Below are 21367 nucleotides of genomic sequence, written 5' to 3'. Positions count from 1 at the left end.
TGTGTATAAGAGACAGCCACCTGGACCGTCACCAACCCCCCGTCCACCACCAGATCCTGACCGTTGACATACGAAGCCTCCCCCGACGCCAGGAAGGCGACAGCGTCGGCGACCTCCTCCGCCGCCCCGACGCGCCCCGCGGCCACCCGCCCCACCACGGCCTCCTCCTCCGCGGAGGACACCGCCGCCCGGTACATGTCCGTCTCGATGTAACCGGGGCTCACCGAGTTCACGCGAATGCGCCGCGGCGCGAGATCAGCGGCAAGGGTCCGCGTCAGGCTCCGCACGGCCGCCTTCGTAGCGGAGTACAGGGACGCCGCGGGCAGCCCCCGATGCGCGGTCCAGGAGGCGTTGATGACGACGGCGCCGCCGTCGGCCAGCAGGGGCAGGGTCCGCTGGACGGTGAAGTAGACCCCCTTGAGGTTGGTGCCGACGACCCGGTCGAACTCGGCCTCGCTCACCTCGCCGATGGGCGCGAACGAGGCGACGCCGGCATTGGCGAAGACCACGTCCAGCCGCCCGTACCGCTCGCGGACGGCCGCGGCCAGAGCGTCCGCGTCGGCGACGCGCGACACGTCACCCCGTACCGCGTGGACGCGCTCCGGGCCGCCGAGCTCGCCGACCGCGGCGTCGAGCCGGGCCCCGTCACGGCCGGTGATGACCACGTGGGCACCCTCGGAGAGCAGCCGGCGGGCGGCGGCGAGGCCCATGCCGCGGGCACCACCGGTGACGAGGGCGATCTTGCCGTCGAAACGGAGAGACTTGTCGTCGAAACGGAAAGGAATGGGGGAAGCGGTGCTGGTCATGGACGTCAGCCTGTCGCCCGGCGCTCACCCCTGACAGTGCTCACTCATCCTGGGTCCACCACTACCCCCGCCACCAGCCGCTCCAACCGCTCCGCCGTCCCGCTCCCCGGCCGCGGATTCTGGAGCTCCACGTGCAGACCGGGCCGGTCCGGCAGGGACAGCGTGGTCGTGTCGAAGACCAGCTCCCCCGCCTCCGGATGGCACACCGCCTTCACCACCTGAGCCGTCACCCCGACGTCGTGCCGCGCCCACAGCGCGGCGAACTCCGGGCTCGCCGCGCACAGCCCGTCGGCTATCCGGTCGAACCCGGGATCTCCGGGATGCCGCGCCGCGGCGGCGCGGAAGGCGGCGACCACCCCGGGAGCGACGGCCTCCCACCGCACGTGCAGCGCCCGGTAGCGGTCGTTGGTGAAGAACGCGACCAGGCAGTTGCGGTCGGCGTCGGTGTAGCCGAACACCGCCCGGGCCGCGTCGTTGACGGCCACGAAGTTCTCGTAGCGGTCCAGCAGCACGGCCGGCCGGGGCGACCAGGCCTCGATCAGCCGCCGGAGCTCGGGCGTGGCCTCGGGACGGGGGACGCCGGCCCGAGGCGGCGGATTGAGCCCGGTCAGCAGGTAGAGGTGCTCGCGCTCCGGCTCGTCCAGCCGCAGCGCGCGGGCTATCGCGTCCAGGACGTCGGAGGAGACGTTGATGGACCGCCCCTGTTCGAGCCACGTGTACCAGGAGACGCCCACCCCGGCCAGCAGCGCGACCTCCTCGCGCCGCAGCCCGGGCGTACGGCGCCGGGCCGCCGGGGGCAGCCCCACGTCCTCGGGGGCGAGGCGGGCCCGGCGGCTGCGCAGGAAGCCGCGCAGGCGCTCGCGGCGACCGGAGACGGAAGGCGTGTCGGTGGCCATGCACTCACCGTAACTGACGGGTGTGACAACGCCCTTCGGGACGGCCCCCGCTCAGGCGCCCACCTTCCGCAGGAACTCGTCCACGTTCCCGAGCATGCGCGCCACCTGCTCGTCCACGCTCAACGACTCCTTGTACCGGGGCCCGCTGAACTCCGGCACCTTCTTGCCGCGCACATACAGCGGGCAGGCCAGATCGGCGCACATATAGGCGCCTACCGTGTTGCCGTCGCGCCCGGAAGCGCCGACCTTGCGCGCCGCGAGCAGCGAGACGCCGGAGCCGGGGTGGCCGGTCAGGCAGAACGAGCAGATGGTCGTCTTGGCGAGGCTGCGCGGACCGCCCTGGGGAACCCTCAGCGTGATGCCCTGGGGCTTGCCGTCGCGGACGACGACGAGGTAGCCGCGGTCGGGGGCGCCGGGATCGCGCCAGCCCAGGAAGTCCAGATCCGCCCAGGGGAGTTCGGCCAGTCCCCGGGGCAGGCTGATCCTGCGGGCCTCACCTTTCGAGCAATTGATGAAAGAGGCTCGTATCTCGTTCTCGCCAAGTGGTTCCATGGGGCGAGAAGTTAACAGTGTGCCCGTTGTGACGTCATGCGAATTTCGTTCGTCCCGTTCCGCTTCCTGTCCGCTCCCTCACCCGTGACGCGAAGAGGTCTCATCCCGTGAAACTCGCAGTGGTCGGCGGAGGCTCGACCTACACCCCCGAACTCGTCGACGGCTTCGCCCGGTTGCGGGCGGTCCTCCCGGTCGACGAGCTCGTGCTGATCGATCCGGCGGCGGACCGGCTGGAGCCGGTCGGCGGCCTCGCCCGCCGCATCTTCGCGCGCCAGGGACATCCCGGCCGCGTCACCTGGACCACCGACCTGGACGCCGGCGTCGACGGCGCCGCGGCCGTCCTCCTGCAACTGCGCGTCGGCGGACAGGCCGCCCGGGCGCAGGACGAGACCTGGCCGCTGGAGTGCGGCTGCGTCGGCCAGGAGACCACCGGCGCCGGGGGCCTGGCCAAGGCGCTGCGGACGGTCCCGGTCGTGCTGGACATCGCCGAACGGGTCCGGCGGCGCAGCCCGGACGCCTGGATCGTGGACTTCACCAACCCGGTCGGCATCGTCACCCGGGCCCTGCTCACCGCCGGCCACCGGGCGGTGGGGCTGTGCAACGTGGCCGTCGGATTCCAGCGGAAGTTCGCCGCCCTGCTCGGCGTCACCCCGCAGGAAGTCACCCTCGGCCACGTGGGCCTCAACCACCTCACCTGGGAGCGCGAGGTGCGCGTCGGGGGCGTGGACGTCCTGCCCAGGCTGCTCGCCGAACACGGCGACGCCATCGCCGCCGACCTGCGCCTGCCACGCGAACTGCCCGCCCGGCTGGGCGCCGTCCCCTCCTACTACCTGCGGTACTTCTACCGGCACGACGAGGTCGTGGAGGAGCTGCGCACCAAGCCGTCACGGGCCAAGGAAGTGGCCGCGATGGAACGCGAGCTGCTGGAGATGTACCGGAATCCCGCGCTCGACGAGAAACCGGCGCTGCTGGCCAAGCGCGGGGGCGCCTACTACTCGGAAGCGGCCGTCGCCCTCACCTCGGCACTGCTCCGGGACACCGGCGAGGTGCAGGTGGTCAACACCCTGAACAACGGCACGCTGCCGTTCCTGCCGGACGACGCGGTGATCGAGGTCCCGGCGGCGGTCGACGCCCACGGCGCGCACCCGCTTCCCGTACGCCCCCTGGAGCCTCTCTTCTCCGGCCTGGTCGCGGGCGTCACGGCGTACGAGCACCTGGCCCTGCGCGCGGCCCTGGAGGGCGGCCGGGACCGGGTGTTCCAGGCGCTGCTGGCCCACCCGCTGATCGGCCAGGACGAGACCGCGGACCGGCTGACGGACGCCCTGATCGCGCACAACCGCCATCACCTGGCGTGGGCGTGACGGGAGCGGCGAGGGAGGCGGGCGTGATGGAGGGGGAAGAAACGGCGCGTACGGGCACGGGCGCGGGCCCGGACCCGGGTGAGGGCGCGCGTCCCGGCGGACGCTCCCCTACGCACGACAGCACGCCTCACGGCACGCCCGGCAGCCCGGGCGCGGACGACGGCGCGCGCGGCGGCGGGGGTCCGGGCGCCGGGCAGCGCCCCCGTACGGCACTGGCGGTGGACGCGGGCAACAGCAAGACGGACGTGGCGCTGGTGGACACCGCCGGCCGGGTACTGGGCACGGCGCGCGGTGGAGGGTTCCGGCCGCACGCCGACGGGGTGACGGCGGCAGTGGCCGGCCTCGCGGAACTCGTCGTGGCGGCGGGCGTAGACGCGGGCGCGCCCCCGGTGGACCACGTCCAGGCCTGCCTCGCCAACGCGGACCTCCCGGTGGAGGAGGAACGGCTGGCCGCCGAGATCGAGCGGTACGGCTGGGGCCGGACGGTCACCGTCGTCAATGACACCTTCGCCCTGCTGCGGGCCGGACTGCCGGACGGCGCCGCGCCCGAGGGCGTCGCCGTGGTGTGCGGGGCGGGCATCAACTGCGCCGGGCTGACGCCGGACGGCCGTACCGCCCGGTTCCCGTCCCTCGGCAGGATCTCCGGCGACTGGGGCGGTGGGGGTCACCTGTCGGGCGAGGCCCTGTGGTGGGCGGCCCGCGCCGCCGACGGCCGGGGCGAGCCCAGCGAGTTGGCCACCGCCCTGCCCGCGCACTTCGGGCTGCCGGGCATGCCGGAACTGATCGAGGCGCTGCACCTGGGCGTCGTCGAACGGGCGCGCAGGCACGAGTTGGTCCCGGTCCTCTTCGCCGTCGCGGCGGCGGGCGACGCGGTCGCCCGGGCGATCGTCGCCCGCCAGGCCGAGGAGGTCGTGATCATGGCGCGTACGGCGCTCGGCCGGCTGGACCTGTTGGGCGAGCGGGTGCCCGTCGTGCTCGGCGGCAGCGTCCTGGCGGCCCGCCACCCGCTCCTCCACGACGACGTGATCCGCGGACTGGCGGCCTCCGCCCCCTGGGCCGAGCCGGTGGTGGTCACGGCCCCACCGGTCCTCGGCGCGGCCCTGCTCGCCCTGGACCGACTGGGCGCGGAGGCGGCGGGGTACGCGGCGCTGCGGGCCCGGTGGGCGTAGGGCGAGGACGGGCACGCGGGCCGGCCAGCGGCGGAAGGCCGGCATCGCGACCCGGGCCAGGCGGAAGCCGGTCAGGCACGGCCGAGCCGAAAGCGAACGGCCGCACAGCCGGCCGGCGCGGAACCGGCGGGTGCCGAATCGGCAGGCGTACAGGGAACCGAGACGGGGCGGTCGCAAGGCGCCGGCAAGCCCGTCCGCCCCACCCCCCTGGAGCGCCGACGTCGGCCCCCGTCCCGTCCGGCCCGCCCGCCCGGTGCGGAACCGGGCGGCACCCGCGTCGCGTGAACACCTGCACAGAAGACCGGCCGGCGGCACCCGCAGGGGATCGCGATCCGAACAAGATCGCGAAGTGGTGGTGTCTTTGTCAGTCCCTGCCGCCATACTTCTGGCCAGGTGCCCCGTCCCGTCGCGCGCCCGGCGGTGACGGGTACCACCGGCGACCAAGGGGGAGGTCTCGTGTCACAACCGCTCAGGACAGCCGCGCCACCGGGACCGGGAACGGGCCCGGGGCCGAGGGGGGTTCCGGCCCGCGGGTCGGAACGCGCCGCCTGGCGCGCGCAGTTCGCCCGGATGCGGACGGCCGCGACGCGCACGGAGCCGGGCAGACTCCGGGTGATCGGAGCCGTACTGGCCGCGGTGCTGGTCCTCTTCGGCGCGGTCACCGCCTGGCAGGTCACCGACCGGTCCAGGGCGGCCGACGCGGTCGTGGAACGCAGCGAGCCGCTGAGCGCCGCGGCGGCGGACATCTACGCCTCGCTGGCGGACGCGGACACCACCGCCGCCACCGGTTTCCTCGCCGGCTCCCAGGAGACCCGCGCGGTCCGGCAGCGGTACGAGAAGGACATCGCCACCGCCTCCCGGCTGCTGGTCAAGGCGGCGGCCAACACCGGCGGTTCCCCCGCCGAGCGCCGGCAGATAGCGACGCTGAACGAGCGGCTGCCCGTGTACACCGGCCTGGTCGAGCAGGCCCGGGCGGACAACCGGCAGGGCCTCCCGCTGGGCGGCGCCTACCTGCGCTACGCCAGCGACCGCATGCGCGAGGACCTGCTGCCCGCCGCCCGCCGGCTGTACGAGGCGGAGCGGGACCGGCTGGAGGCGGACTACTCCGACGCCGAGGAACCGCCCTGGGCCGCGATAGCCGTGGGCCTCCTCGCGCTCGGCGCGCTGGGCTGGGCGCAGCGCCGCGCGTACCTGCGGACGAACCGGGTGTTCGACCGCGGACTGCTCGGCGCGACGGCGGCCACCCTGGTGGTGCTGGTGTGGCTGGGGGTGGGCCACGGCCTGGCCCGGGCGGAGTTGCGGGACTCGTACGACCACGGCGCCAAGTCCCTCCAGGTGATCGGCACGGCCCGGATCAGCGCGCTCCAGGCGCACGGCGCCGAGAGCCTGTCGCTGGTGGCGCGCGGCGCCGTCCTCACGGGCGACGGCAAGGACGCCTACGAGGAGGGCTACGGGCGGGAGATGAGCGACCTCTTCGGCGGCACGGGTGACGCCCCGGCCGCCGGGAGCCTGCTGGACCGGGCGAGGACCCTGGCCGACGGCGCGGAAGGCCGCGCCCCGGTGACGGAGGCGATCGACGGGGTGCGCGAATGGCGGCGGCGGCACGGCGCGGCCCGCGCGGCGGACGTCGCCGGCGACTACGACAAGGCGCTGCCGCAGGTCATCGGCGAACGCAACAGCACGGGCGAGTCGTTCGACCGGGTGGACACCGCCCTGCGGAAGGCGCTCGACCACGAGAAGGACGACTTCCGGCGGGCCTCCGACGACGGACGCGACGCCCTGACCGGGCTGGCGGCGGGCGCCGGCGTCCTCGCCGTGCTGGGCGCGGCCGCCGTGGTGACGGGCATCGGCCGCAGGCTCTCGGAGTACCGATGAACGGGACGGCGCGGGCCTCGGGGCCGGCGGAGAAACCAGGGGCGCCAGGAACGGCGGGGACCCCGGGGCCGGCGGAGAAACCAGAAGCACCAGGGCCGACGGAGAAACCAGGGGCAGCGCGGACATCGGCGGTCGGCGGGACGACGGGAACGTCCGGGGCCGACGGGACGGCGAAGGTGAACGGGGGAGGGACCATGCGCGGTCGACACATCGGAAGGGCCCGGCCGGGCCGGACCGCCCGGGCGGTGTTCGGGGCCACGGTGGCCATGCTGGTGACGTGCGCCCTGGCCGCGGTCGCGGCGCTGCTCCTCCCCGGCGCCGGACCGGGCCGGGCGGGCGGCCGGAGCGCGACGGCGGCGACGGCAGCGACGACGGCGAGGGACGCGCGCCCGGCCGCGGCGGCGCGCGCCGCGGACTGCGCCGACCCCGAGGCCAGCCTGCGCCCGTCCACGGCCGACGGCCCGGCCGTGCGCAGGATCAAGGAGCGCGGCCGGCTGATCGCCGGCGTCGACCAGAACAGCTACCGCTGGGGTTATCGCGACCCGGCCACGGGCAAGCTCGACGGCTTCGACATCGCCCTGGTCCGGGCCGTCGCCAAGGCGATCCTGGGCGATCCGGGCAAGGTGACGTTCCTGGCCATCCCCACCAATCAGCGCATTCCCGCCCTCAAGTCGGGCAAGGTGGATATCGTCGCCCGTACGATGAGCATCAGCTGCGACAGGATCAGGGAAGTTGCCTTCTCCACGGCCTATTTCCAGGCCGGGCAGCAACTTCTGGTGCCCAAGGGGTCGCCGGTCACCGGCATCGACGACGGCTCCCTGACCGGGCGGAAGGTCTGCGCCGCCGCCGGTTCCACGGCCGAGTCCGAGCTGGCGAAGCGGGCGGCGTCCGCGAACGTGACCAAGGTCCCGAACCAACTCGACTGCCTGGTACGGCTCCAGCTCGGCCAGGTCGACGCCATCCTCACCGACAACGCGCTGGGCGCCGGACAGGCGGCCCAGGACCCGTCCGTGGTACTCGTCGGCAAACCGTTCACCACCGAGTACTACGGCGTGGCGATGAACCGCGGGGACGAGGACCTGGTACGCCGGGTCAACGCGGTGCTGGACGACTACCGCGCCGGCGGCGCGTCGAGCCCCTGGATGCAGGCCTACCGCCAGTGGCTGGCGCGCGCGGACCTCGGCATCACGGCGCCCCCGGAGCCCAAGTACCGGGACTGACGGGCGCCGGCGCCGCCCCGGGGGCATCCGCGCGCCCGGCGGACGGCAGACCCCGGACGGCCCGCCGCCGCACACGGAGGGAAGGAACGCCGGGGTGAAATACGGGAGAACACCACAACAAAAGACGCCGGAAGACGACGACAGACGCCGGAAAGCGGGGGAAAGCGAAACCTGAGGGGCAACAAACGGAAGAGGGCGGAAGCGGGGAACGGAGCGGACGGAACGCAGCACCGGGAGACCGACCGACGGGCTCCCGGCACAGCACCGGTACGAAGCGGCGCGGGCCGCGGACAGGAGAGGGGACCGATGGCGGTCGCGGGGCCCACCGGGCCGGTCTTGAGCCGCGAGGAAGTCGACCGCGCGCTGGCGCGGCTCGGCGCGGAGCACGAGGCCGTCGAGTCCTCCCTGCTCGCCCTGCAGGACCACGCCGGCCGCCGGCTGCTGGAGGGCGCCGAGCTGTCCGGCGTCACCAAAGCCCGCTGGGCGGTCGCCGAACAGCTCGTCAACCGGCTCTGGACGTACTTCGACGCCTACACCCAGGCCCTCACCCGCGCCCGCGAGCTGCGCTCCCGCCGCCGCTGGCCGCATCAGAGCGAGCTGTCGGAACTCACCGACCTGCTGCGCGGCCCCCGGATCACCCTGCCGGGCGGCGACCCCGCCGCCGGGCTGACCACGCTCGGCGGCGCGGCGAAGCTCAGCGAGCGGCTGACCCTCGAAGAGCTCGTCGACCGGATGAACGGCTGGTACGCCCAGGCCCTGGACGTGGTCGTGGTCGCCGACGCCGTCTGGTCCGCGCTCCCCGCCCGGATCGACCTGCTCGCCGCCGAGCTCCGGCGCACCCGCTCGTTGGCCCACTCGGTCGGCGTCCGCCCCGGCGAACACCCCTCGGGGGACGACCTGGAGGAGATCACCCGCGAGCTGACCGCCCTCCGCGCCGAGGTGATATCCGATCCCCTGGCCTTCTGGACCGGCGCCTCCCCCAGCTCCGCGCCGGGCGGCGGCCGTACCGACACCACCCGCTACGACCGCGCCGCCCGCGCCCTGGAGGACGTCCGGCGGGAGATCGAGGCGGTACTGACGGTCCGGCAGGACGCCGAGCAGCGGCTGATGCGCGTACGGGACGTCCTCTCCCGGGCGGACCGCACCCTGGAGGAGGCCCGGCAGGCCCGCGTCGAGGTGCTGTCCAAGATCGCCGCCTCGGAGGTCCCGGCCGTCTCCGGCCCGCCGACCGCCCTCTACGAGCAGTTGTCCGCCGCCGCCGAACACCGCAGACGCGCCCGCTGGCACCGGCTCTCGCCGCTCCTGGAGAGCCTGGAGCAACGCGCCGAGGAAGAGCTGCTGCGCGCCCGCGCCTCGCTGACCGCGGTCACCGCGCCGCTGGCCGTCCGGGCCGAACTGCGCGGCCGGCTGGACGCCTACCGGGCCAAGGCCGGCCGCCACGGCCTGGCGGAGGATCCGTACCTCGGCGAGCGGTACGACACCGCCCGCCGCATGCTCTGGACCGCCCCCTGCGACCTGGTGGCCGCCGAACAGGCCGTCCTGCGCTACCAGCAGGCGGTCGCCGGTTCCCTGGCCCCGCCGGGCAACGGAAGCCCGGGCCACAGCGTCCACGACCACAGGGGGGAAAGATGAACGGAGACAACGGCACCGACGCCTGCCGGCGGCCGGGCTGCGGCGGCACCTACGAGGACGTCGGCGGCGGCGAGAGGTACTGCGACACCTGCGGCCTCGCGCCGGTCGTCCCGTCCGCGGGGACGCTCTCCTCGCCGCCCACCGGCATCGTCGCCGGCGGCACGGGCGGCGGCACGGGATCACGAGGGTCGACGAGATCCAAAGGAACACCGGGCTCAGCGGGATCCGCCCGCTCGTCCCACTCCTCCCGCTCCTCCCGTTCGGCGCGCTCCACGCCGTCCCGCCGGTCCGTCTCGGGCCGGCTCTCGCGCTCCACGCTGGGCGGCGGAAGCGCGGCGTCCCGCTCGGTGTCCGTCCGCAGCTCACGCTCCGGAACCGCCGCCTCCGCCCGGAACCGCCTCGGGGCCGGCCTCATCAGCATGCCGGGCGTGCCGCGCCCCGACCCCCGCACGGCCGTCCTGGCCGACCCGGAGGTGCCCGAGCGCAAGCGGTTCTGCAGCAAGAGCGACTGCGGCGAGCCGGTGGGCCGCTCGCGCGGCGACCGCCCCGGCCGGACCGAGGGGTTCTGCACCAAGTGCGGCCACCCCTACTCGTTCGTCCCCAAGCTGCGCGCCGGCGACGTGGTGCACGGCCAGTACGAGGTGGCGGGCTGCCTGGCCCACGGCGGTCTGGGCTGGATCTACCTGGCCATGGACCGCGCGGTCTCCGACCGGTGGGTCGTCCTCAAGGGCCTGCTCGACACCGGCGACGAGGACGCGCTCGCCGTCGCCCTGGCCGAGCGGCGCTTCCTCGCCGAGATCGAGCACGCCAACATCGTCCGCATCTACAACTTCGTCGAGCACCTCGACCAGCGCACCGGCAGTCTCGACGGCTACATCGTCATGGAGTACGTCGGCGGCAAGTCCCTCAAGGACATCGCCAACGAGCGCCGGCTGCCCGACGGCCGGCGCGACCCGCTCCCCGTCGAACAGGCCTGCGCCTACGGCATCGAGGCCTTGGAGGCGCTCGGCCACCTGCACAGCCGCAACCTGCTCTACTGCGACTTCAAGGTCGACAACGCGATACAGCAGCAGGACCAGCTCAAGCTGATCGACATGGGCGCGGTCCGGCGGATGGACGACGACGAGAGCGCCATCTACGGCACGGTCGGCTACCAGGCGCCCGAGGTCGCCGAGGTCGGCCCGTCCGTCGCCTCCGACCTGTACACGGTGGCCCGCACCCTCGCCGTCCTGACCTTCGACTTCCAGGGCTACACCAACGTCTTCGTCGACAGCCTGCCCGACCCGGACAACATCGAGGTCTTCAGCCGGTACGAGTCGTTCTACCGGCTGCTGGTGCGCGCCACGGACCCCGACCCGGCCCGCCGGTTCTCCTCGGCCGCCGAGATGGCCGACCAGCTCACGGGCGTCCTGCGGGAGGTCGTGTCGCTCCAGACGGGCACCCCGCGCCCGGCCCTGTCCACGCTGTTCGGGCCGGAGCCGCGGGTGGTGGACACCGTCCTGTTCGAGGACGAGGGCCGGGATCCGTCGGTGCTCGGCGCCCGCGCCTCCCGCTCCGTCCTGTCCCGGGCCCCCCGCCCGGCGGCCCCGCTCGCCGCCGCGCCGCCGCCCGGACCGCCCGCCCTCGCACCGCTCGACGTGCCGGCCGCCGCGTTCGCGCTGCCCGTCCCGATGACCGACCCGGCCGACCCCAACGCCGGCTTCCTCGCCGGCCTGCTCTCCGCGCGGCCCGCCGAGACGTACGCCGCCCTCCAGGCCGCCCCCGTCAACTCCCTGGAGCTGCGGCTGCGCCGCTTCCGCGCGCAACTGGAGCTCGGCGAGCTCGTGCACGCCGGGAAGGCGATGGCGTCCCTGGAGTCGGAGTACCCCGACGACTGGCGGATCGTCTGGTACCGCGGCCTGTACGCGCTGGTGACCGGCGACAAGGAGACCGCCGCGCTCTCCTTCGACGCCGTCTACGACGCGTTCCCCGGCGAGCCGGCCCCCAAGCTGGCCCTCGGCGTCTGCGCGGAGGTGCTGGGCCAGCTCGACAACGCGGCCGAGTACTACCGTCTGGTGTGGAGCACCGACCCCGGCTTCGTCAGCGCCGCCTTCGGGCTGGCGCGGGTGCGGCTGGCGGCCGGTGACCGTACGGGCGCGGTGGAGGTGCTGGAGTCCGTGCCGGAATCGTCCATCCACTTCACGGCGGCCCGGGTCGCGGCGGTCCGCGCCCGGCTGCGCCGGCGGTCACCGCACGAGCACCTGCTCGACGACCTGACGGCCGCCGCCGCGCAGGTCGAGCGGCTGGCCGAGGTCGGCCTGGACCCGGAGCGCCGCGAGCTGCTGGCCACCGAGGTGCTGGGCACCGCCCTGGACTGGGTGCTGTCCGGCCGCGCGGGCGCGCCGGTCGCGGACGGCCGGCAGACCGTCCTGCTCGGCTCCGGCACGGACGAACGGAGCCTGCGCTTCGGGCTGGAAGGCTCGTACCGCGTGCTCGCACGCCTCGCCCGGGACGGCGGGGAACGGATCGAACTGGTGGAACGGGCCAACCGCTTCCGCCCCAGGACATGGGTGTGATCGATGTCGCAACTGCCGCAATCCGCACAGCTGACGGCCTGTCCCGTCTGCCATGAGCCGCTGGACCCCGCCGACAACTTCTGCGGCGGCTGCGGCGCGGACCTCGCGGCGGCGGCCTCGGCGGCGGTCTCCCCCGGCGGTACGGCCGGGGAGCCCCGGCGGGCCGTCCGCTACCGCGAGTCCGGCGACCACCGGCCGGCCGCGCCCGGGGCACCGGCCGTCCCCGGCCAGGCCGGACTCCCGCCGGCCGGCGTGTCCGGGGCGCCCGGGGCGCCCGGGGCGCCCGGGGCGCCGTGGGCTTCCGGCACGACAGGGACGACGGACGCGACAGGCGCGACAGGCGCGACGGACCGCCGGCGCGTCTGCGGGGCCTGCCGGTCCGGCATGATCGACGACGACGGGTACTGCGAGCACTGCGGGCATGCACAGCCGCGCGAACGGGATCACATGGAGCACGAGACGCCGGGCGTCGCCGCGGTCAGCGACCGCGGCCTGCGCCACCACCGCAACGAGGACGCCTTCGCGGTGTCCACCACCGCCCAGCCCGACGGCAGCCCGGCCGTGCTCGCCGTCGTCTGCGACGGCGTGTCCTCCGCCGCCCGCTCCGACGAGGCGTCGACCGCCGCGAGCGCCGGCGCCCTGGCCTCCCTGGAGGCGGCCGTAGCGGCGGGCACCCCGCCGCGGGAGGCCACCCACCAGGCCATCCTGGACGCGGCGCGGGCCGTCGACGCCCTCGCGGAGACCGGCCGCCGCCCCCGCGAGCACCGGCACCACCAGCAGGAGAACGCCCCGGCCTGCACCATCGTCAGCGCCGTCATCACCGGCGAGCTGCTGACCGTCGGCTGGGTCGGCGACAGCCGGGCCTACTGGGTCCCCGACGACCGCGCCGCCCAGCCCGCCCGGCTCACCGAGGACGACTCCTGGGCCGCCCAGATGGTGGCGGCCGGCCTGCTGTCGGAGGCGGAGGCGTACGCGGACGAGCGCGCCCACGCCATCACCGGCTGGCTGGGCGCGGACGCCTACGAGGTGGAGCCGCACACCGCCGCCTTCCAGCCGGACCGCCCGGGCGTCGTCGTCGTCTGCACCGACGGCCTGTGGAACTACGCGGAGACCGCCGAGCGGATGGCCGCCGTCGTCCCCTCCGACGCCCGCGAGCGGCCCCTGGAGACCGCGCGCCGGCTCGTCGGTTACGCCCTTGACGGCGGGGGCCACGACAACGTAACCGTTGCGGTACTGCCGTTCCCCGCCCGCCCGGCGGGCCCGGGGACGGCCTGACGCCCGAGCGTCACGGGGGGAACCGCACGCCGGTGCCGGGGGAGGCGCCGCGCGCGTCCGTCCGTCCGTCGGTCGCCATGTGACCAGGTGAGTGCGAAGGAGCGGATCGGATGTCGAACTTGTCCAAGCCGGACGTGCCGCGTTTCTCGGTCGACGTGTACCAGAACGAGTACCTGCCCGAGGGCGGGCGCGAGGTGAACGCGATCGTCACCGTGACGTCCACCGGAGGCGGACCGGCCACCGGCCCGTCCGCCGCGTCGGCGCCGGACACCGCCGTGGTGATCATGGTGGACTGCTCCGGCTCGATGGACTACCCGCCGGCCAAGATGCGCAACGCCCGGCAGGCCACGGCCGCGGCGATCGACGTGCTCCGCGAGGGCGTCTCCTTCGCGGTGGTGGCCGGCACCCACCAGGCCAAGGAGGTCTACCCCGGGCTCGGCCGGCTGGCCGTCGCCGACGCCACCACCCGCGCCCAGGCGAAGGAGGCGCTGCGCAAACTGAGCCCCGGCGGCGGTACGGCCATCGGCACCTGGCTGCGGCTCGCCGACCGGCTGCTGGCCTCGTCCGACGCCTCCATACGCCACGGCATCCTGCTCACCGACGGCCGCAACGAGCACGAGGAGCCGGACGCCCTGCGCGCCTCCCTGGATGCCTGCGCCGGACGGTTCACCTGTGACGCGCGGGGCGTGGGGACGGACTGGGAGGTCAAGGAGGTCACCGGCATAGCCTCGGCCCTGCTGGGCACCGCCGACATCGTCGCCGACCCGACGGGCCTGGCCGCCGACTTCACCGGGATGATGGAGAACGTCATGGGCAAGGAGCTCGCCGACGTCTCCCTCAGGCTGTGGACCCCGCAGGGCGCCGAAGTGCGGTTCGTGAAGCAGGTCGCCCCCGTCGTCCGCGACCTGACGGACCGTCGGACCGAGGCCGGCCCCCGCGCCGGCGACTACCCCACCGGCTCCTGGGGCGACGAGACCCGCGACTACCACGTGTGCGTCCGGGTACCCGACGCCGGCGTGGGCCGGGAGATGCTGGCCGCCAGGGCCTCCCTGGTCCGGCCCACGCGCGACGGCTCGGCGGACGTCCTCGCCCAGGGCCTCGTCCGGGCCGTGTGGACGGACGACCTGGCCGCCTCCACCACGATCAACCCGCAGGTCGCGCACTACACCGGCCAGGCCGAGCTCGCGCAGGCCATCCAACAGGGCCTGGAGCTGCGCAAGTCCGGCGACCTCGACGGCGCCACCGCCAAGCTCGGCCGCGCCGTGCAGCTCGCCAGCCGCTCGGGCAACGAGGACACCGCGAAACTGCTGGCCAAGGTGGTGGACGTGGTGGACGCGGTGAACGGTACTGTGCGGCTGAAGGCCAAGGTCTCGGCCGAGGCGGAGAAGACACTGGAGACACGCTCGACCAAGACGGTCCGCGTGAAGAAGTAGCACGCCGGCCGGGCGAACACCGCAAGGTCATGGAAACTCCGGAAACGGCGCAAGAGGGGGAACGACCGACATGCCGACCTGCCCGAACGGTCACCAGTCGGTGGCCGACGACTGGTGCGAGGTGTGCGGCCACCGGATGACCGGGGTCTCCGCCCCCACGGGTGCCGTCCCCCCGCCACCGGCGCCGCCTTCCTATCCCGGCGGCACCGCGGAGGCCACCATGCAGGCTGAGCTGTGCCCGCAGTGCCGCACGCCCCGCGAGGCGCAGGCGCCGTTCTGCGAGGAGTGCGCGTACAACTTCCTGACCGGGACCGCCTCGCCGTACGTGACGCCGCCGCAGCCCCACGGCTTCCAGTCGGCTCCTCCCCCGCCACCGCAGCCCACCCCGCCGCACACCTTCGACTACCACGGCTCCCGTCCGTCGCGGATCAACCGCCCGGCGGAGCCGCTCACTCCGCAGCACACCTCGCCCGGGCTCGACGGCGACGGCGACTGGATGCTGCCCCCGCCCGCCCCGGCGCCGGACAACCCCTACGCGTACGACCCCGGCCCGCCGGCGGCGGCCCCGGCTCCGGCCGGCTGGATCGCGGTGATAGCTCCCGACCGCGACTACTTCCGGTCGATGATGAACCGCAGCGGCCCGGAGGCCGCCGGGCTGAACCTGCCCGCCTACTCACCCGAGCAGCAGTGCCGCCTCACCGGCCCGCAGGTCACCATCGGCCGCCGCCGGCACAGCACGGGCGAGTCCCCCGACATCGACCTCTCCCGCCCGCCGGAGGACCCGGGCGTCTCCCACCAGCACGCCGTGCTGGTGGAGCAGCCGGACGGCAGCTGGGCCGTGGTCGACCAGGACTCCACCAACGGCACGACGATCAACGGCTCGGAGGATCCCATCCAGCCCTACGTCCCGGTCCCGCTCCACGACGGCGACCGGGTCCACGTCGGCGCCTGGACGACGATCACCGTCCGGCGCGGCTGACACCGCCCTGTTCCGGCCGAGGAGTCCTACACCGGGAGTCCTCGGCCGGGTGGTCTGCGACCATGGAAGGGTGAATGAGATTCGGCGCGGCACGCTTCAGGAGCAGACCTTCTACGAGCAGGTCGGCGGCGAGGAGACCTTCCGGCGCCTGGCCCACCGCTTCTACGAGGGGGTGGCCGAGGACCCCCTGCTCCGTCCCATGTACCCCGAGGGCGACCTGGGCCCCGCCGAGGAGCGCATGGCCCTCTTCCTCATGCAGTACTGGGGCGGCCCCCGCACCTACAGCGAGAACCGCGGCCACCCCCGCCTCCGCATGCGCCACGCCCCCTTCACCGTCGACCGCGCGGCCCACGACGCCTGGCTCCGCCACATGCGGGACGCGGTGGACAGCCTGAACCTCTCACAGGCACACGCGGACGAACTGTGGCGCTACCTGACATACGCGGCGGCAACAATGATCAACACCCCCGACTAAGCCCGTCCGGCGCTTGAGGACAGCCCCCACCCCCTCCAGCCCGTCCGGCGTTTGAGGACGCGCGCCGCAGGCGCGCTCGGGGGTGCGGGGGCGCAGCCCCTGCAAGAAACGGGAAGGGGCGGGACAGGGGCATTCTCCAAGCCCGTCACGCGGGCGTGACGCTCAACCCCCCGACCCCACCGGTCCGCACCGCGACGGACCCATAAGGCGTCCGCAACCGCAACCACCCGCCAACGGCGAAGAGCGCCAAAGGCTCCACACCGGTGGCACCGCCCGCCCCCGCGGCGGCGGGCACCCGCACGGGCCGCAAAAACCCGAGAGCCTGAGCCGCGTGCACCACCCGCAAAGGCACCCCCGCCTCCCCAAGCGTCCGCGACCAGATCTCCCGCCCGATCCGATCCCGCTCGGCCCGGTTCCGCCGCTGCGCGGGCAACGCCTCGTCGCGCGCCCGGAACTCCCCGACCGCCGCGGCGACGACGCCGCGCACCTCTTCCACCGACGGCAGCCCGGGCACCCGCCGCCAGCCGCCGCGCGGCGGCAGCACACCGGCCCACGGCGGCCCGGTGACGGTCTCGGGGACAGCGACGTCAAGCCCACCGCCGGCCGGAACGCCCGCGTCGATCTCGTCGGCGAGCCGCCCGGCCGACACGGTCACGTCGAGCCCGCCCTCGTCGGCCAGCCGGGCCGTACGGATGGCGAGCACCTCGAAGGACGGCGGGCGCCCGAAGACGCCGAGCACCCCGCCGGCCGCCTGGAGCCGTACCGCCGCGGCCCGGTCGTAGTGGATCAGCCGGGCCAGGAAGGCGGCCAGGTCGGCCGCCTCCCGCGCGTCGGCGAACCGCAGCCGCGGCCCCCGCCCGGACGAGGCCGGGGCAGGCGGCGGAACCGGGACCGCCGTCATACGGCGACGGCCCCCTCGACACCGTCCGGGACGGACTCCTCGTCCCGGAACCCGGCCAGCAGCTCCCGCTCGGCGTCCGTTATCCGCCGTGGCCGCCCGGTCTCCCGGTCGATCGGCACGACGACCGTGGACGCCCGGGCGTAGACCTGCCGCTCGTCCTTGATCTCGTAGGACATGGTCAGCGAGGCGCGGGAGACGTGCGTCACCCAGCTTTCGATGACCACCGGCTCGGGCCGGTGGACGAGCGGGCGCAGGTAGTCGATCTCGTGCCGGGCCACGACGGACCCGTCCGAGAACGAGTGCTCCCCCTTCCCGAACTCCGAGCCGAAGAGGAAGTCGATCCGGGCCTCCTCCAGGTACCGGAGGAAGACCGCGTTGTTGACATGGCCGAAGGCGTCCATGTCGGACCAGCGCAGCGGGCAGGAGTAGGTGCGGCGCGCCACGTCAGCCCCGGGTGAGCTTCTTGTAGGAAGCGCGGTGCGGACGCGCCGCGTCCGGACCGAGCCGCTCGATCTTGTTCTTCTCGTAGGACTCGAAGTTGCCCTCGAACCAGAACCACTTGGAGTCGCCCTCGTACGCCAGGATGTGGGTGGCGACGCGGTCGAGGAACCAGCGGTCGTGGGAGACGACCACGGCGCAGCCGGGGAAGTCCAGCAGCGCGTTCTCCAGCGAGGACAGGGTCTCGACGTCGAGGTCGTTGGTCGGCTCGTCGAGGAGGAGCAGGTTGCCGCCCTGCTTGAGGGTGAGCGCCAGGTTGAGGCGGTTGCGCTCACCACCGGAGAGCACACCGGCCGGCTTCTGCTGGTCCGGGCCCTTGAAGCCGAACGCGGAGACGTAGGCGCGGGACGGCATCTCGACCTGGCCGACGTTGATGTAGTCCAGCTCGTCGGAGACGACGGCCCACAGCGTCTTCTTGGGGTCGATGTTGGAACGGCCCTGGTCGACGTACGAGATCTTGACAGTCTCGCCGACCTTGATCGTGCCGGAGTCCGGCTTCTCCAGGCCCTGGAGCATCTTGAACAGGGTGGTCTTGCCGGCGCCGTTCGGGCCGATGACGCCGACGATGCCGTTGCGCGGCAGGGTGAAGGACAGGTCGTCGATGAGGACCTTGTCGCCGAACGCCTTCGACAGGTTGTTGACCTCGACGACGACGTTGCCCAGACGCGGCCCCGGCGGGATCTGGATCTCCTCGAAGTCCAGCTTCCGCATCTTGTCGGCCTCGGCGGCCATCTCCTCGTAGCGGGCCAGACGCGCCTTCGACTTGGCCTGGCGGCCCTTGGCGTTGGAGCGGACCCACTCCAGCTCTTCCTTGAGGCGCTTCTGGCGCTTGGCGTCCTTCTGGCCCTCGACCTTCAGACGGGCGGCCTTGTTCTCCAGGTAGGTGGAGTAGTTGCCCTCGTAGGGGTGGGCGCGGCCGCGGTCGAGCTCCAGGATCCACTCGGCGACGTTGTCGAGGAAGTACCGGTCGTGGGTGATCGCCACGACGGTGCCCGCGTACTTGGCGAGGTGCTGCTCCAGCCAGTTCACGGACTCGGCGTCGAGGTGGTTGGTGGGCTCGTCGAGGAGCAGCAGGTCGGGGGCCTCAAGCAGCAGCTTGCAGAGGGCCACGCGGCGCTTCTCACCACCGGAGAGGTTGACGACCGGCCAGTCGCCGGGCGGGCAGCCCAGGGCGTCCATGGCCTGCTCCAGCTGGGCGTCGAGGTCCCAGGCGTTGGCGTGGTCCAGCTCCTCCTGGAGCTTGCCCATCTCCTCCAGCAGCGCGTCGGAGTAGTCGGTGGCCATCAGCTCGGCGATCTCGTTGAACCGGTCGAGCTTGCCCTTGACCTCGGCGACGCCGTCCTGGACGTTCTCCAGCACCGTCTTGGACTCGTCGAGCTTCGGCTCCTGCATCAGGATGCCGACCGTGTAGCCCGGGGACAGGAAGGCATCGCCGTTGGAGGGCTGCTCCAGTCCGGCCATGATCTTCAGGACGGTGGACTTACCGGCGCCGTTCGGGCCGACCACACCGATCTTCGCACCGGGCAGGAAGCTCAGCGTCACGTCATCGAGGATGACCTTGTCGCCGTGCGCCTTGCGCGTCTTGCGCATGGTGTAGATGTACTCAGCCAAGAGAAACCGTCCGGCATTCGAGAAGGGCCAATGTGCGGCTCCGCCGCGTGAGGGCAGACACACCCATCTTGCCGTACCGGCGGCCCGGGGCGAAAACGCGATTCGGCACGGCCGGGGGCGGCCCGCCGCCCCCGGCACACCGGCGGGGGCGGCCGGAGCCCGGTCCCGCCCGGCCGGGCGTCAGTCGCCGGACGCCTCGGAAGCGGCGGCCTTGCGGCGTCGCAGCAGGAACACCGTGGCGCCCCCGACCAGCACCAGGGCCGTCGCGACCCCCACGGCCGCCGGCGTGGTGCCACTGCCGCCGGTGTCCGCGAGATCACGGTCCGCCGCGTCCCCGGCCGCGAGTCCTCCGGCGCCGTCACCGGCCCGGTCGCGCCCCGCACCGCCGTCCCCGGGCCGCCCGCCCGGCGTACCGGACGGGGAGGGCGGCGGACCGGACGCCGTCGCGTCCTTGCTCTCCAGAGCGGTCCGGACGGCGGCGTCCCCGGTCCGGCAGTCGAGCACGCCCGTGAAGATCGTGGACGACTCGTCGGGCCCGCTGACCGTGATCCGGTACGCCTGGTCCTCGGGGACCTTGACCAGGACCGTCTCGGACGCGTTCGGCTTCACCGTGTGCGGCGCTCCGTCTATCCGGAAGGCGTAGGGCGCGTCGCCCTTGTTGCCGACGGTGACCTCGACGCCGCCCTTGGCGCAGTTCTTCCGGGCCGATATCGCGGGGGCGGCGCCCTTGTCCGCCCAGGCGGCGACAGCTCCGGCCGTGGCGGTGCTCCGGCTGGAGCCGGCCAGGATCATCGTCTGCGTACGGACCCGGTCACCCGTGAACACCCGGCCGACCGGGACCTGGGTGGTGGCGGTGGCCGTGACCCCGGCCGTCCCGGCCGGAGCTCCGGCGGGCACCCCGAAGTAGACCTGTCCGCCGTTTCCCGTGGTGGTGACGGGCTTGCCGGCCTTGTCCACGATCCGTATGTTCCGGGCGACCGCCTCGGCGGTGGGGGTGAGGGTGACGCTGTCCGCGGTGGTCCGGACGGTGACCGGGCCGATCCGCCCGCCGGACCGGCCGGACACGGCGAGCTTGTCCAGCGAAAGGGACGCCTTCGGCTCCGCCAGGTCCTCGGCGTTCTTGTAGAGGTAGTCGGCGAGCTTCTGGGCGGCGGGGTGGTCGGCCCGGACGTCGGCGCCGTCCGAGTAGCGCCAGAGGGCGACCTGGGTGCCGGCCGCGGCGAGCGCGGGGTCGAGGGTGCCGGCCCCGGACTTCTCGGCGAGCGCGGGGAGGTCGTCGACCTGGGGGTAGGAGTTCTGCAGGATCCACCGGATCCTGCCCGCGTTCCGGTTGCGCTGGAGCGAGGACTCGCCCCAGCTCACCTCCCGGTACTTCGCACCGTTGACGGTCGCCGTGTCGGCGTCGACGCAGTAGGTCTGCACCGTTCCCCCGCCGTCGACCTTCATCTCGAACAGCCCGGCCGAGACGGGTACCGACGCGCTCCCCTTCTTGATGTGCGCCCCGGCGCTGGCCGCCGTCTGACCGCCCAGCACCGCGCTGACGCCCCCCGCGTGCTGCGGCGCCTCCGCCGCCTCGGCCGCCACCGCCGCGCCGGACGCGGACACCGCACCCACCAGGGCGAGGGCCCACGCCAGGACGGCCGCGGCGGAGCGCACGGGCCACCGCCTCGTTTCAGAGCTCATGGACTTCCTTTCGGGCGCGCGCGAGCCGTCGCAGGGCCTCGCGCGACACGCCGGGCAATTCAAAAGCAGCAGCCCCCGTTGGTACGTGTGGGGGATCCTATGAAGCGGGCGGGACGCGGATGTCACGCACGCCTTGCGGGCGGTCGATCCGAATCGGAATCGTTATCGGAACCAGGTGTTCAGTCCGGGTTTATCGACAAATTGCCCGGACAAATGGCCCACTTCATCGCCCGCCCACCGCCAACGAGCCGCAGAACCTACCCACGGCCCCACTCACCGAAACATCGTCAGGCACGCCGGTCGGCCCTGATCCCCCACCTGACGGCCCGCCACCCACTCACCTACGGCGGGCCTCCCGCCCGAGCCGCCGAGCCGATCCCCTTGGCCGGCACGACGGTTTCCCCACCCGCCGCGACGCCCGCCCCACCGGACACGTCGGCCATCCC

General features: G+C 73.8%; 17 protein-coding genes. 10 read left to right on the top strand and 7 right to left on the bottom strand.

Going from position 1 to position 21367, the window contains the following annotated elements; translation table 11 throughout:
* From ACSNOK_RS15265 to ACSNOK_RS15255, 3 genes are all read right to left on the bottom strand, one after another.
* A partial coding sequence (locus ACSNOK_RS15265; RefSeq protein WP_436781203.1) for a glucose 1-dehydrogenase occupies positions 1–806 on the bottom strand: 806 nt, incomplete at its 3' end.
* 44 nt (positions 807–850) lie between these two features.
* On the bottom strand, positions 851–1702 hold the full coding sequence (locus ACSNOK_RS15260; protein ID WP_436781202.1) for a helix-turn-helix transcriptional regulator: 852 nt from the start codon (positions 1700–1702) through the stop codon (positions 851–853).
* A 51-nt stretch (positions 1703–1753) separates the two neighbouring features.
* Positions 1754–2254 (bottom strand): FBP domain-containing protein, encoded by a 501-nt coding sequence (locus ACSNOK_RS15255; protein ID WP_436781201.1) that lies wholly within the window; start codon positions 2252–2254, stop codon positions 1754–1756.
* 107 nt (positions 2255–2361) lie between these two features.
* On the opposite strand from ACSNOK_RS15255, the gene ACSNOK_RS15250 reads away from it, so the two are divergent.
* The 10 genes from ACSNOK_RS15250 (at position 2362) to ACSNOK_RS15205 (ending at position 16228) form a co-directional block, all read left to right on the top strand.
* A complete protein-coding gene (locus ACSNOK_RS15250; protein WP_436781200.1) occupies positions 2362–3615 on the top strand; it encodes a 6-phospho-beta-glucosidase in 1254 nt (417 codons plus the stop codon).
* Between the two features lie 26 nt (positions 3616–3641).
* The gene (locus ACSNOK_RS15245; RefSeq protein ID WP_436781199.1) at positions 3642–4784 is read left to right on the top strand and encodes an N-acetylglucosamine kinase; all 1143 of its coding nucleotides are present in this window, start codon (positions 3642–3644) and stop codon (positions 4782–4784) included.
* Between the two features lie 570 nt (positions 4785–5354).
* A complete protein-coding gene (locus ACSNOK_RS15240) occupies positions 5355–6659 on the top strand; it encodes a hypothetical protein (RefSeq protein ID WP_436781198.1) in 1305 nt (434 codons plus the stop codon).
* A gap of 194 nt (positions 6660–6853) precedes the next feature.
* A complete protein-coding gene (locus ACSNOK_RS15235; protein ID WP_436781197.1) occupies positions 6854–7879 on the top strand; it encodes a glutamate ABC transporter substrate-binding protein in 1026 nt (341 codons plus the stop codon).
* 306 nt (positions 7880–8185) lie between these two features.
* Complete coding sequence (locus ACSNOK_RS15230; protein WP_436781196.1) at positions 8186–9511, top strand: hypothetical protein; 1326 nt, start codon at positions 8186–8188, stop codon at positions 9509–9511.
* Positions 9508–12066 (top strand): tetratricopeptide repeat protein, encoded by a 2559-nt coding sequence (locus ACSNOK_RS15225; RefSeq protein ID WP_436781195.1) that lies wholly within the window; start codon positions 9508–9510, stop codon positions 12064–12066. Before ACSNOK_RS15230 ends, ACSNOK_RS15225 begins: the two co-directional genes overlap by 4 nt.
* Before the next feature lie 3 nt (positions 12067–12069).
* Positions 12070–13341: a protein phosphatase 2C domain-containing protein gene (locus ACSNOK_RS15220; RefSeq protein ID WP_436781194.1), complete on the top strand. Its 1272-nt coding sequence runs from the start codon at positions 12070–12072 to the stop codon at positions 13339–13341.
* Positions 13342–13451: 110 nt separating this feature from the next.
* Complete coding sequence (locus ACSNOK_RS15215; RefSeq protein WP_436781193.1) at positions 13452–14774, top strand: VWA domain-containing protein; 1323 nt, start codon at positions 13452–13454, stop codon at positions 14772–14774.
* 70 nt (positions 14775–14844) lie between these two features.
* Positions 14845–15753 carry an FHA domain-containing protein gene (locus ACSNOK_RS15210; protein WP_436781192.1) on the top strand — a complete coding sequence of 303 codons (909 nt, stop codon included), beginning with the start codon at positions 14845–14847 and terminating at the stop codon, positions 15751–15753.
* A 70-nt stretch (positions 15754–15823) separates the two neighbouring features.
* Complete coding sequence (locus ACSNOK_RS15205; RefSeq protein WP_436781191.1) at positions 15824–16228, top strand: globin; 405 nt, start codon at positions 15824–15826, stop codon at positions 16226–16228.
* A gap of 145 nt (positions 16229–16373) precedes the next feature.
* Here the strand turns inward: ACSNOK_RS15205 and ACSNOK_RS15200 are convergent, their stop codons facing one another.
* From ACSNOK_RS15200 to ACSNOK_RS15185, 4 genes are all read right to left on the bottom strand, one after another.
* The gene (locus tag ACSNOK_RS15200) at positions 16374–17129 is read right to left on the bottom strand and encodes a hypothetical protein (RefSeq protein ID WP_436781190.1); all 756 of its coding nucleotides are present in this window, start codon (positions 17127–17129) and stop codon (positions 16374–16376) included.
* Positions 17126–17572, bottom strand: coding sequence for an acyl-CoA thioesterase (locus tag ACSNOK_RS15195; protein WP_436781189.1), 447 nt, complete (start codon positions 17570–17572; stop codon positions 17126–17128). Before ACSNOK_RS15195 ends, ACSNOK_RS15200 begins: the two co-directional genes overlap by 4 nt.
* A 1-nt stretch (position 17573) precedes the next feature.
* The gene (gene ettA, locus ACSNOK_RS15190; RefSeq protein WP_436781188.1) at positions 17574–19238 is read right to left on the bottom strand and encodes an energy-dependent translational throttle protein EttA; all 1665 of its coding nucleotides are present in this window, start codon (positions 19236–19238) and stop codon (positions 17574–17576) included.
* A 180-nt stretch (positions 19239–19418) separates the two neighbouring features.
* A complete protein-coding gene (locus ACSNOK_RS15185; protein WP_436781187.1) occupies positions 19419–20921 on the bottom strand; it encodes a Cys-Gln thioester bond-forming surface protein in 1503 nt (500 codons plus the stop codon).
* Positions 20922–21367 lie beyond the last annotated feature (446 nt).

The sequence above is a fragment of the Streptomyces sp. URMC 126 genome (assembly GCF_051386555.1).
Lineage (GTDB): Bacteria > Actinomycetota > Actinomycetes > Streptomycetales > Streptomycetaceae > Streptomyces.
Note: the sequence above shows the minus strand (reverse complement) of the source record. Positions and strands in the feature narration are given on the sequence as shown.